7 protein-coding genes are annotated in these 12564 nt (G+C 71.0%); 6 read left to right on the top strand and 1 reads right to left on the bottom strand.

All coding sequences use genetic code 11. The features are described from left to right. Nucleotides 1-82: 82 nt before the first annotated feature. From ACFZDL_RS05850 to ACFZDL_RS05825, 6 genes are all read left to right on the top strand, one after another. A complete protein-coding gene (locus ACFZDL_RS05850) occupies nt 83-664 on the top strand; it encodes a DJ-1/PfpI family protein (RefSeq protein WP_353592128.1) in 582 nt (193 codons plus the stop codon). Nucleotides 665-1333: 669 nt separating this feature from the next. After that, nucleotides 1334-2368, top strand: coding sequence for an ABC transporter substrate-binding protein (locus tag ACFZDL_RS05845; protein ID WP_353592127.1), 1035 nt, complete (start codon nt 1334-1336; stop codon nt 2366-2368). A 220-nt stretch (nt 2369-2588) separates the two neighbouring features. Further along, nucleotides 2589-3353: a class I SAM-dependent methyltransferase gene (locus ACFZDL_RS05840; protein ID WP_353592126.1), complete on the top strand. Its 765-nt coding sequence runs from the start codon at nt 2589-2591 to the stop codon at nt 3351-3353. 156 nt (nt 3354-3509) lie between these two features. After that, a complete protein-coding gene (locus tag ACFZDL_RS05835; RefSeq protein ID WP_353592125.1) occupies nt 3510-8522 on the top strand; it encodes an amino acid adenylation domain-containing protein in 5013 nt (1670 codons plus the stop codon). After that, nucleotides 8519-9805 (top strand): condensation domain-containing protein, encoded by a 1287-nt coding sequence (locus ACFZDL_RS05830; protein ID WP_353592124.1) that lies wholly within the window; start codon nt 8519-8521, stop codon nt 9803-9805. The genes ACFZDL_RS05835 and ACFZDL_RS05830 overlap by 4 nt, the downstream gene beginning before the upstream one ends. Continuing rightward, complete coding sequence (locus ACFZDL_RS05825; protein WP_353592123.1) at nt 9798-11039, top strand: cytochrome P450; 1242 nt, start codon at nt 9798-9800, stop codon at nt 11037-11039. The genes ACFZDL_RS05830 and ACFZDL_RS05825 overlap by 8 nt, the downstream gene beginning before the upstream one ends. Here the strand turns inward: ACFZDL_RS05825 and tcuA are convergent. Beyond that, nucleotides 11022-12506 carry an FAD-dependent tricarballylate dehydrogenase TcuA gene (gene tcuA / locus ACFZDL_RS05820; RefSeq protein ID WP_353592122.1) on the bottom strand — a complete coding sequence of 495 codons (1485 nt, stop codon included), beginning with the start codon at nt 12504-12506 and terminating at the stop codon, nt 11022-11024. The genes ACFZDL_RS05825 and tcuA overlap by 18 nt on opposite strands. Between the last annotated feature and the right edge of the window lie 58 nt (nt 12507-12564).

Here is a 12564-nt window from a genome sequence, read left to right as displayed (position 1 = left end):
CCAGTCGCGACTGCCGGTCTCGGTTCGGGTCGGGACCATCGCAGCGTCCGCGGACGCTTCACCAGCCAAGGAGACAAGGCCGATGCCTCTACGTGTTCAGATCCTCATGTACGACGGGGTGGAGGAGCAGGACGCCATCGGGCCGCGTGACGTTCTCGGGCACGCCGTGCAGGCGGGCGGTCAGGTAGAGACGACACTGGTGCGGCCATCGGCTCCTGGCGAGGTCACATGCTTCTTCGGCACTAAAATCACGGTGCCGACCGCATGGGAGCCCACCAACACCGATCTTCTGATCGTGCCGGGCGGCGGCGACCAGCTGATCCACGATCCAGATGTCCTACGGAACCTCGTACAGGCACAGGAGGCAGGAGTCATCGTCGCCGGTGTCTGCACAGGAGTCATGGTGCTGTCCGCAGCAGGCTTGACCAAAGGCCGTCCGTGCACGACACACCACCTGGCCAAGGCCGATCTGGCCGCCCAGGGAGGCAAGGTGATCGACGCACGAGTCGTTGACGACGGGAACCTGGTGACTGCGGGCGGTGTCACCAGCGGAATCGATCTGGCGCTATGGATGATCACCCGCGAGTGTGGAGCATCCATCGCCATCGGCGTCGAGTCCATCATGGAGTACGAGCAGCGCGGCGTCGTCTGGCGAAGCTCCTGATCGCCGTCGCGTGTGGAACATCCTCGCCGAACCCGGCTCAGCGCACCGGCAGCCCGCGGGGAACTCGTCCGTGGCCTGCACACACTTGTCGGGTGGGTGCGGGCCACCGACGTGCGCAAGGGCTCGTTGGTCAGTCCAACCGGCTTTTGAGACCGACCGGCGCTTTTTGACGTCCCACCGCTGGCAATCAGCTGTGCGCCGGACGAATCGCGGGTGGGGCTGAATCGGTCGATGCGGGCCGCTCCCGTCGTATGCGGTCCGGCAGCACGACGAAGAAGGCGACTGCCGCCGGCGCGGTGGCGGGAGCAACTGCCTCGCTCGGCCGGTGTCGAGACACGACCCTCGCCTTCTTCGACTCCACGGAGACCTCGGAGCCGGACACGCCGGCCGACCCGCGCCTTGGCCACGTCCACACCGACCGCGTCCGCAACGACCTACCCGGAAGACAGCGGCACCATCTGCGCGGCCGTCGACCGCGACCTGGCCTTCCACTTCCTCGACCACTGCGTGACAGCGGGTGTGCACCCCGCCCCGGAACGGACGGCAGCCCCGTCCGGCGACTCCCCACGGAACAGCGGGGAATTCCCCGGAACTCGGGACCGCTTCGGCCCTACTACCTGAAAGACAACTTTCAGCCCCATGAATGTTTTGCGCACGCAGGGAGCCCGCATGCCGATGAACCGGCCAGTCACCACCGCTCTGGCCGCAGTCCTCTGTCTGCTCACAGCGGCATGCGGCGGTTCCTCCGACGACGACAAGACGAGCACGAAGACGACCGGGGGCCCGAAGACCGGATACCCAGTGACCCTGGAGAACTGCGGCCGGAGCGAGACCTTCAAGAAGGACCCCAGCCGGGTCGTCGTCATGAACGGCGCCTCGGTCGCCGAGGTCTCCACACTCCTCGCCCTCGGCCTTCAGGACAAGATCGTCGCCAACCAGCAGACCTACGGCATGTCCGAGGTCGCCGGCCGGGCTGCCGCCATCAAGGCCCTCCCCACCGGCGACATCAAGGTCAACGAGGCCTACGACATCCCCCGCGAGGCCATGCTCGGCCTGCGCCCCGACCTCGTCCTGTCCGCCACCACCTACGGCTTCGACCAGAAGAACGGCTTCGCCACCCGCGAGCAGCTGAAGCAGGTGGGAGCCAACAGCTACGTCTCCCCGCAGGGCTGCGACGACGACCCCTCCAAGATGACCGTCGCCGACAGCTACCAGCTGCTGCGCGACATGGGAAAGATCTTCAACGTCAGCGACAAGGCCGAGAAGCTGATCGCCACCTCCCAGAAGAACATCGCGGCGGTCTCCGAAAAGGTCAAGGGGGAGAAGAAGCCGAAGGTCATGGTGCTCTTCTCCAACATGGTGATGGGCGGCAACGACTTCAGCTCGGTCTTCAGCAAGGGCATTGTCAACGACATCCTCGCCAAGGCCGGCGGCTCCAACGCCTTCGAGAACACCGCCAAGACCACCTTCGCCGACCTGAGCAAGGAGAAGGTGGCCGCCACCGACGTCGACGCCCTCGTCGTCATCAGCTACAACGACCCCCATCCGGCTGCCTACGCCAAGAAGCTGCTCAAGGAGTTCCCCCAGTGGTCGGCCGCCAAGAACAACACGTACGTGACGCTGTCCGACTCGATGTACCTGGGCCCCAGCAACGACCTGGCGGTGGCGAAGATCGCCAAGCTGCTGCACCCGGAAGCGTTCTGACCCGGCTCAGGACTCCGCTGGTGTTCCCGCTCCTGCTCGGTTCGCGCTGATCGGCACCATGATCGTGGCGATCAGCGGCGGATCGACGCCGCTCGGCCTGTCGGCGAAGCACGGCGACCTCATGACGAAGCACGAGGATTTCAGCGTTGTTCACGGCGGACCCGCGCCGTAACCCGGAAAGCAGTGGCCACGCGGGGCGGGACCACATACGTTCGACCCCATGGTTGACGCATGTTTCGGGCATCCGCGCCTCGCCGCCATCTACGACCCACTCGATCCGGACCGCAGCGATCTCGACGCGTATCTCGCGATGGCGGAGGAGTTCGGGGCGCGGTCCGTGCTGGACGTCGGGTGCGGCACGGGCGTGTTCGCGCTGCTGCTCGCCGAGCGCGGGATTACGGTCACCGGGATCGATCCCGCGCGGGCGTCCGTCGACGTCGCGCGTGGCAAGCCGGGCGCGGAGCGGGTGCGCTGGCTCGACGGCGACGCGGGGGACCTGCCACCCCTGCAGGTCGACCTGGTGACGATGACCGGGAACGTCGCCCAGGCGATCGCCGATCCGCAGGCGTGGCGTACGACGCTGCGCGGCGCGTACGAGGCGCTGCGGCCCGGCGGGCGGCTTGTCTTCGAGACGCGCGATCCGGCGCGGCGCGTGTGGGAGGAGTGGGCGGAGTGGACGCGCGAGACCACGTACCGCATGACGGACATCCCGGGCGTCGGCCACGTCGAGACCTGGGCCGAGCTGACGGACGTGAGCCTGCCGCTGGTGAGCTTCCGGGGTACGCACGTGTTCGCTGCGGACGGGGAGGTACTGATTTCGGAATCGACACTTCGCTTCCGTGAACGTACGGAGATCGAGCGGGACTTGCACGAGCACGGCTTCGTCGTCGAGGACGTACGCGACGCACCCGACCGGCCGGGCAGGGAGTTCGTGTTCGTGGCGCGGCGCGGTACCGCGGAGCCCGTCCCTCCCGGAATGCCCTAGGGACCGTGCGCACCACACAGCGCCGGCACATGGGCTGTTCTCACGGGCAAGGCGCAGCACGAGCTTCTTGACGGCGGTCTGTGTGGGCAGCCGTCCGGGACCGCGGGTCCGAGCCCCACACGCCGCCTCGGCGCCCTCGTGCCTACACTCGGTCGCGTGCCCGAATCTGAGCTGCCCCGGCTGTCCACCGGGACCGAGTACGACTGCCTCCTCGCCGGCTTACGCGGGCTCTCGCCGTGGGCCACCACCCGTCCGCTCACCGCACCGGACCGGCAGCCCGACGCGATTCCCGCCGCCCGGGAGAGGTGGCGTTCGGCGGGCGCGATGATCGCGGAGAGGTGTTCCGCCGATCCGTCCCGGACGGCGCTGTCCGACGGTGTGGCCGAGGTCGGTTATGGCGAGCTCGACGCGCGGGTGAACGCCCTCGCGGCCACGCTGGTGAGGCGCGGCATCACCAGGGGCGAGATCGTCGCGCTTGTGTTCGACCGGGGTATGGCGTTCGTGGTGGCGTTGCTCGCCGTGTGGCGGGCCGGAGCCGCGTATCTGCCGCTGTCCCCGTCGCACCCCGAGGCGTGGCTCGCCGGCGTCGCCCGACAGGCCGGGGTCGCGCTGGTGGTCGGCGCCCCGATTCCCGGCTTTCCGCATCTGGACGAGGTGCCCGGGGCCGCCGAGCCGGTCGAGGACCGGAACGCTCCCGAGGATCTGGCGTATGTGATCGCCACCTCCGGGTCGACGGGCACACCGAAGCTGGTCATGATCGAACACGGCGGCCTGGTGAACCTGGTGCACGCGCAGCGCGAGTACCTCGGCGGAGTCCCGGCGCGCTCACGGGTCCTGCAGTTCCCGCACCCGGCCTTCGACGCCGCCCTGTTCAACGTCCTGATGGCGTTGTCCAACGGCGCCCGGCTGGAGGTGCTGGGCAGCGCGCACTTATCCGGCGATCCGCTCGCGGATGTGCTGACCGGCAGGCGCATCACGCACGCGGTGCTGCCGGCCGCGGTGGTGCGCACGCTGCGGCCGGGCCGGTTCCCGGAGCTGGACGTGGTGATGAGCATCGGTGATGTGTGCCTGCCGGAGACCGCCCGCCAGTGGGCCGCGCACCACCGGTTCGTGAACGGCTACGGCCCCACCGAGACCACCATCTGCGCCACTTTGCACACCTCGGTCGGCACGGAGCGGAGCCGTGTGCCGATCGGACGCCCGATCGCGGGCTGCCACGTCGTCATCCTGGACGAGGAACGCAACCCGGTTCCGCCGGGCGTGGTCGGGGAGATCTGCATCGGCGGACTCGGCGTGGGCCGCGGCTACTTGGGGCAGCCGGAGCTGACCGCCGAACGGTTCATCCCGGACCCCGCGGGCGGCAGGCTCTACCGCAGCGGCGATCTGGGGCGCACGCTCGCCGACGGGTCGATCGAATTCCTCGGCCGCGTGGACGACCAGGTGAAGCTGCGTGGCGCGCGCGTCGAGCTCGGTCAGGTGGAAGGCGCGCTCGCGGCGCTGCCCGGTGTGCGCGACGCGCTGGCGGTGCTCGACCGGCGGGGTGAGCCGCGGCTGCTCGGATACGTGATCGCCGACACCGACGCCGACCCTGAGGAGCTGAGGGCGTCGTTGGCGGCCACACTGCCCGCGTACGTGGTGCCCGACGAGGTCGTCCTGGTCGACCGCTGGCCGCTCACCATCAGTGGCAAGGTGGACCGGGCCGCCCTGCCCCGGCCGGGACGGGCGGCACGCGAGAGCGACGCCCCGCGGAACGAGACCGAGGCCGGGGTGGCCCGGATCGCCGCCGAACTGCTCGGCGCGGAACGGGTCGGTGTGCACGACGACCTGTTCGACCTCGGAGGCGACTCGCTCTTCGCCACCCAGCTCGTGGCCCGGCTGCGGGCGCGGCTGGGTGTCGAGGTCGCCCTGCGGACGGTGTTGGAGTGTGGCACGGCGGCCGGAATCGCGGCCGGAATCGGCGGCGAGGCCACCGACCGCGGCCCCCGGCCCGGTGCGGAGCCGAAACCGTCGTCCGGGCAGCGGCGCGTGTGGCTGATGCACGGGCTGAGCCCGGACGCCCGTGCCTACCACGCGCAGTCGGTGTTCCGGCTCGCCGGGGAGCTGTCCCTGGAGTCGCTGGAGGCGAGCCTCACCGAGCTCGTGCGGGCGCACGATGTGCTGCGCAGCCGGTTCATCGAGGCCGACGGCGAGCTGGACTGTGTGGTCGACGAAGCCCGGCCGGTCGCGCTGGAGGTCCGGGACCTGAGCGGTTCCGAGGACCAGGCCGCGGCCGTCGGGGCGGCGGTGCGCGAGTTACTGGGCGCGCCGTTCGACCTGGTGCACGAGCCGCCGTACCGCTGGACACTGCTGCGGCTCGGCGCCGAGGAGCACGTGTTCGTGTGTGTGGAACACCACCTGGTGCACGACGGCTGGTCGTTCCATGTGTTCGTGCGCGACCTGCTGGACGGCTACTCCGAACACCTCGCGCACGGCCAGATCAGCCGTCCGGCGCCACCGGTCGGATACTACGACTACGCGCGCTGGCAACGGCAGTGGCTGGAGTCCGCGGAGGCCGAGGCGCAACGGGCGTTCTGGCGGGCGGAGCTCGACGGCGCCGAGACCGTGCTGCGGCTGCCGCACCGCGCCGGGGCCCGCGCCACCGGCTTCCGCGGCCGCGCGCCGCGGCTCGAGATCGACGGCGAGCCGGCCCGTCGCCTCGCGGATCTCGCCGAACGTTCCAACGTCTCCCTGTTCACGACTCTGCTGGCCGCGTTCTTCGTGTTGCTGCACCACACCACCGGATCCCGTGACCTGCTGGTCGGGTCCGCGGTGGCGAACCGGCGATGGCAGCAGACCGAGGACGTACTCGGCATGTTCGTCAACACCGTGGTGTTCCGGGGGAGGTTCGACGGCGATCCGACGTTCACCGAGTTCCTGCGACGGATCCACGAGCGGTCGCTCGCCGTGTACGAACACCAGGAGCTGCCCTACGACCTGATCTTCGACGAGTCACCGGCCGGACACGGAGACGGGGCGCGCCCGCTGGTACAGGCGATGTTCAACTTCCACGACTCGCCTCTGGGGCCGCTGCGGCCGACGCCGCTCGATGTGACGGTCGTCGAGGGCGTGGGCAACGGATCGGCCAAGTTCGACATGTCCGTCATCGCGGTGCCCCGCTACGCGGAAGCCGGTCGCATCTCGCGGCTCGCGGGTGACCTGATCGCGATCCCGCGGTCGGACGGGCCGGTGCTGCCCAGCTCGCGCTCCGCGTTGCAGGGCATCACGCTGGCGTGGGAGTTCGACGCCGACCTGTTCGACGAATCCTTCTGCGCGCATCTGCTGACGGCCTTCGAGACGCTGCTGCTGACTCTTGTGGACGGGCCTGACGCGCCTGACACGCCGGTGTCACAACTTTCACCGATGGACGAGCGCACCCGCGCGCGGCTGCTCGGGTGGGGGCGGGGCAGGCACGCCGAGCCGCCGTCGTGGTGGGTGCCGGACCTGGTCGCCCGCTGGGTGCGCGACACCCCGGACGCGATCGCCGTGGCGGGCCCGGAACCGCTGACCTATGCCGAGCTGGGGGCGCGCTCCGATGAGGTGGCCCGGCATCTGCGAGGGTCCGGGCTCGGCGGTGGCGACGTGGTGGCGGTGCGCGTGGCGCACTCGCCGGAGGCCGTCGTGGCGCAACTCGCCGTGCTGAAGTCCGGCGCCGCGTATCTGCCGTTCGATCCGGCGCACCCGCCGGCCCGGATGGGCGCCCTGATGGCCGACTGCGGAGCGAGAGTGGTCGTGACGACCGCCGCGCTCGCCGCCGACCTGCCCGCGGGCGCGATCGCCGTGGTGCTGGAGGACATTCCCGAGACCGGTGGCGATCTGCCCGTCGGCGCCGGAACCGACGCCTGCTATGTCATGTATACCTCCGGCAGCACCGGCCGGCCCAAGGGCGTCGTGGTCGAGCATCGCTCGGTCGCGGCCCGCCTGTACGGCGGCGGTGTCACCGATCTCGCCCCCGGCGACACTCTCCTCGCGGTCGCCACCATGGCGTTCGATGTGTCCGTCCTGGAGATCTGGGGCCCGCTTGTGAGCGGCGCGACCGTGCGGTTCCTGCCGCCTCCCTGGCATGTGCTCGACCTGGCACGCGAGTTGGCGAATCCCACGGTGAGCCACGCCGCCCTGTCCACGGCGGTGTTCCACGAACTGGTCGCCGAGGCGCCCGAGGCGGTCCGCGGGCTGCGGAGCCTACTCGTCGCCGGTGACGTGATAGCGCCGGAGTCGCTCAAGGACTTGACCGCCAGGGGGATCACCTCCGTCGTCAACGCGTACGGGCCCACGGAGACCACGGTGATCGTCACCGGCATGCCGATGGACGAGTGGCGCCCGGCCGACCAGCCGCGTGTGCCGATCGGGCGTCCGCTGCCGAACACCTCGGTGTACGTGCTCGACGAGCACCTGCGGCTGGTGCCACCCGGGGTGATGGGGGAGATCTGCGTCGGTGGCCCGGTGGTGGCGCGTGGCTATGTGCGACCGGCGCCGGGGTTCGTCCCGAACCCGTTCGGGGAGGGAATGCTCTACCGCACCGGCGACCGGGGGCGCTGGCTCGACGGCGGGCTGCTCGACTTCGCCGGGCGGGCCGACGACCAGGTCAAGATCCGCGGGTTCCGGGTGGAGCCCGCCGAGGTCCGCGCGGCGCTCCTGGCGCTGCCCATGGTGCGGGACGCGGTCGTCGTGGCGGACCGCGCCGCGGACCGGCTGGTGGCGCATGTGGTGAGCGCGGAGTCCGGCGCCGCCGTCCGGCGCGCCCTCGCCGCCGAGGTCCCCGGCCACTTGGTGCCGAGCGTGGTCGTGCCGCACGAGCGGCTGCCGGTCAACTCCGTGGGGAAGGTCGACGTGCGGGCGCTCGGACTGCCGCCGCGGCCGGTGGAACCGACCGCGCCACGGACCGCGCTGGAGACGCTGATCGTGGACGCGGCCGCCGACGTGCTGGGCGTCCGGCCGGGCGTGCACGACAATGTGTTCGAGCTCGGCATGCACTCGTTACAGGCGATGCGGCTCGCCTCCCGCGTCGCCGCCGCGACCGGCCGCGCGGTCGGGCTCGGCCTGGTACTCGCCCAACCCACCGCCGCCGGGCTCGCCTCCGCACTGGAGTCGGCGCCCACCCAGGGCGAAAAGATCACCAGGATTCCGCGTTGAGCGCCTCGTTCCCGCTGTCGGCCGCACAACGGGCCGTCTGGACGCGCCACACGCGGGACCCCAGCGGACACCGGCAGAGCACCCTGCGCACGTTCGCGGTGACCGGAACCCTGGACGTGGCGGCGCTGCGCACCGCGGTCGAAGCGCTCGTACGGCGGCACGAACCGCTGCGGACCGTCTACCTCGACGGGCCCGTACAGCAGATCCGTCCCGATGCGCCGGTGCCGGTGCGGATCGTCTCCGAGCCGCCCCGGCCGCGCGCCTTCGACCTGGCTCGCGGACCGCTGTTGCGCGTGGACGTACGCCCGACCGGCCCGAACCGGCACGAGGTCACGTTTTTTGTGCATCTGCTGGCGGCCGACGGCTGGTCGTTGGACGTGTTCTTCACCGAGCTCGCGGCCTGCTACCGCGCAGCGCTGCGCGGCGAATCCGCCGCCCTGCCCGAACTCGCCGTCCAGTACGTCGACTGGGCGGCTTGGCAGGCCGAGCGGCTGACCCCGGAGCGCACCGGTGAACTCGTCCGCTGGTGGCGCGGCGCGCTCGAGAAATACCGGCGGCCACCCGACGCGGACACCGGCCCCACCGGTGAGCCCGGCCGGGGCAGACGCCGGGCCGTGGCGCTGAACACCGGCCTGGTGCGCGCCATCCGCGACCTGGGCGCCGCCCACGGCCATACCGCGTTCACGGTGCTCGCGTCGGCGTGCGCGATCGCGCTGACCCGGCGAACCGGTCAGGACCGGGTGCTGCTGGGCCTCGCGGTCGCGGGCCGCGACCGCCCTGAAGTGGCCGGTGTCCTCGGATTCTTCGCCACCCTCTCGCTGCTGCCGGTGGACCTGACCCAAGACCCCCCTTTCGGCGTGCTGCTGGGGCGCGTGGCCGAGGCGACGGCCGCCACCTACCGACACCGCGACCTGCCGCTCGACGAGATGGTGGCCGCGCTCGGCGTCCCGGACGACCCGGACGGCACCTCCTGGGTGCAGGCGATCTTCGCGCATCATCCACCGGGCAGCGTCGGCGAACTCCGTCTCGACGGCTGCGAGACGGCCGAGCTCCCGGTCCTCGACACGGCCAAGTTCGACCTGGCCGTCCGCGTCGAGGACACCCCCGACGGCGCCGGTACGGTCTGGGCGGAGTACGACACCGCCCGCTACCGCGATCCCGAGATCGATGCGCTGCTCAAGGCCTACCAGGCCGTCCTGCACACGGTCGTGGCCCGGCCGAGGACACCGGTGTCCGCACTGCGCGCGCTCGTCCCACCACCCGGAGGACACATCCGTGGCTGAGTCACCCGCCTACCCGCTTCCCAGGGATCCGCGGCACCCGCTCGACCCGCCGCCCGAGTGCCGCGAGCTCCGCGCGTCCGCGTCGCCCACGCGGGTACGGGCGTGGGACGGCAGCACGCCATGGCTGATCACCCGCTACGAGGACGCCCGGCGCGCGCTGACGGACCGGCGGCTCACCATGGACGTCACATCGCCCGGCTTCCCGCACACCTCACCGTCGTCGCGGTTGCGCGGCCAGGGCGCCGTGTTCTTCCCGTCCCGCCCCGAGGAACGGTACGCGGCCGGGCGGGCGATGATGATCCGGGAGTTCACCCCGCGCCGGATGGCGCAGCTGCGGCCCTTCGTCCAGCGCGTGGCGGACGGGGAGATCGACGCCATGCTCGCCGGACCCCGTCCGGCCGACCTGGTCGAGGCGTTCGCGTTGCCCTTCGCCATCAAGGTGATCTGCGAGTTCCTCGGTGTCCCGATCGCCGACCGCGGCCGCTTGCACGAGCTCAGCCGCGTCCTCGGTTCCCGCACGGCGCCCGCCGAGCGAGTCGCCTCGGCGCGGTCCGAGATGGACGCGTACTTCCGCGCACTGGTCGCCGACCCGGGCGACGGGCTCATGGGCCGGCTCGTGCGCGCCCACGTGGACACCGGTGAACTGTCCGAAGCGGACGCCGCGGCCGACTTCCAGGGCCTGTTCTTCACCGGCCACGGCCCGACCGCTTACATGATCGCGACGGGGGTGGCCGCACTGCTGCGCCACCCCGAGCAGATCGAGGTGCTGACCGGCAGCGACGACGAGACCGTGCACACGACGGCGGTCCAGGAACTCCTTCGTTACGTCACCGTGTCGCACAACGCGAGGCAGCGCGCCGCCACCGACGACATCGAGATCGGGGGGACGCTCATCCGCCGGGGAGAGGGTGTGCTCATCCAGATCGACTCGGCGAACCGTGACGAGACCGTCTTCCCCGAACCCGACCGCCTCGACCTGCGCCGCACCCCGTCGCGGCGGCATGTCGCCCTCGGGCTGGGCGTGCACCACTGCACAGGCCATGCGCTGGCCGAGATCGAACTGGACGTCGCCTACACCACGCTGTTCCGCCGCCTGCCCGATCTGCGGCTCGCCATCGACTTCGCGCAGGTGCCGTTCAAGTTCGACGAAAACCTCCTCGGTGTGCACGCGTTACCGGTCACCTGGGGCTCGCGGTTCCGGTCCACACGATCGGGCTCACCTGGCCCGACCTGACGCGGTGGCCGCCGCCGAGCGGCCGGCCCTCCGGCCGAACACTGACCCGGCGGTCAGCCCCGAGCCACCCGGATAGTTGAAGTAGAAGAGCCCGCCGACGAGTTCCCCCGCCGCGTGCAGTCCTGGGACGGGCCGTCCGCGGGTGTCGAGGACGCGTGCGTCGGGGTCGATCCGCAGCCCGCCGAAGGTGAAAGTGATGCCGCAGGTGACCGGGTAGGCGGTGTAGGGAGGTGTGTCGAGGGGCTGGGCCCAGTTGGACTTGGGCGGCTCGATGCCCTCGGTGCGGCTGCCGTCCTTGACCGTCGGGTCGAACGTGCCGTCGGTGACGGCGGAGTTGAACTCCTCGATCGTCGAGGCGAGTCGGTCCTCGTCCATGCCGAGTTCTCGGGCCAGCCCGCGCACCGTGTCGGAGGTGACGCTGGTGACGTCCTTCGAGGCGTACTCCTCGGGGCGCAGCAGCGGTGTGGCCTTGGCGTCGAAGATCTGGACGGCGGTGCCTGAGGGCTGGCGGAGGATTTCGGCGCCGTACTTGGCGTACGTGTAGTTGCGGAAGTCCGCGCCCTCGTCGATGAAGCGGCGGCCGTCGGTGTTGACGACGATGCCGAAGGGGTAGCCGCCCCGGGTGAGTTGGTTGGTCAGCTCACGGTCGCCGGTCGGCCGTGCCCCGGCGTCCCAGGCGACGGCGTGGCAGCCGCTCCAGTGGCCGTGCGGCTGGGCGCCGGCGTCGAGGGCCATACGGATGCCGTCGCCCGTGTTGTGAGGGGTGCCGCGTACCAGGGCCAGGTCCCAGCCGGGGCCGAGGTGGGCGGCGCGCATCTGCGGGTTGGCCTCGAAGCCGCCGGTGGTGAGGACCACGGCACGGGATTCCAGTACGTCTCCGCAGGCGAGCACCACTCCCTGGACGGTGCCGTCGGATGCCGTGGCCAGGCGGGTGACAGGGCTGTCGAAACGCATCTGCACGCCTGTGCGCTCGGCGGCCGCCAGATGCTGCTCGATCATCCCCTTGCCGCCACCGACGACGCCGACCGCCAGGCCGCCCCAGAAGCGCTGACGGCCGTCCGCCTCGTACGCCTGCCGGTGGTACATCAGCTCGAACCGCAGGCCCAGGTCGCGCAGCCAGTCCATGGTCGCGCGGGACTCGCCGACCAGGATCCGCGCGAGGTCGGCATCGGTGCGCCCGCGCGTCACCCTGACCATGTCGTCGAGGAAGTCGTCGTCGGTGTAGGGGGCGAGGTCGGTGAAGGGGAAGCGGCCCTGTGCGTCCGGATCCACCAGGGCCTTGAGGTCGGCGAGACCTCCGTGGCTGGTGCGCATGGCGCCCGCGGTGAAGTAGGAGTTGCCGCCGGCCCACTGCTGTGGGGCCTTCTCCAGTACGAGGACCCGGGCTCCTTCCTGTCGGGCGGACTGCGCGGCGCAGAGGCCGGCGTTTCCGCCGCCGACCACGATGACGTCCCAGGGTGCTGTCATGAGTGCGAGTGCTCCTGATCATGAGGAGGAGCCGGTCCGGAGGACGTCCTCCGGACCG

Origin of the sequence: Streptomyces sp. NPDC007917 (genome assembly GCF_042959105.1) — a bacterium.
Classification (GTDB): Bacteria; Actinomycetota; Actinomycetes; order Streptomycetales; family Streptomycetaceae; genus Streptomyces.
The sequence above is the reverse complement of the archived record's forward strand: the minus strand, read 5'-3'. Positions and strand labels throughout refer to the sequence as shown.

Excerpts from the sequence above, each read along its gene's own strand:
- ACFZDL_RS05840 (WP_353592126.1), top strand. The coding sequence starts at position 2,589 with ATGGTTGACGCATGTTTCGGGCATCCGCGCCTCGCCGCCATCTACGAC.
- ACFZDL_RS05850 (WP_353592128.1), top strand. The coding sequence starts at position 83 with ATGCCTCTACGTGTTCAGATCCTCATGTACGACGGGGTGGAGGAGCAG.
- ACFZDL_RS05845 (WP_353592127.1), top strand. The coding sequence starts at position 1,334 with ATGCCGATGAACCGGCCAGTCACCACCGCTCTGGCCGCAGTCCTCTGT.
- tcuA (WP_353592122.1), bottom strand. The coding sequence starts at position 12,506 with ATGACAGCACCCTGGGACGTCATCGTGGTCGGCGGCGGAAACGCCGGC.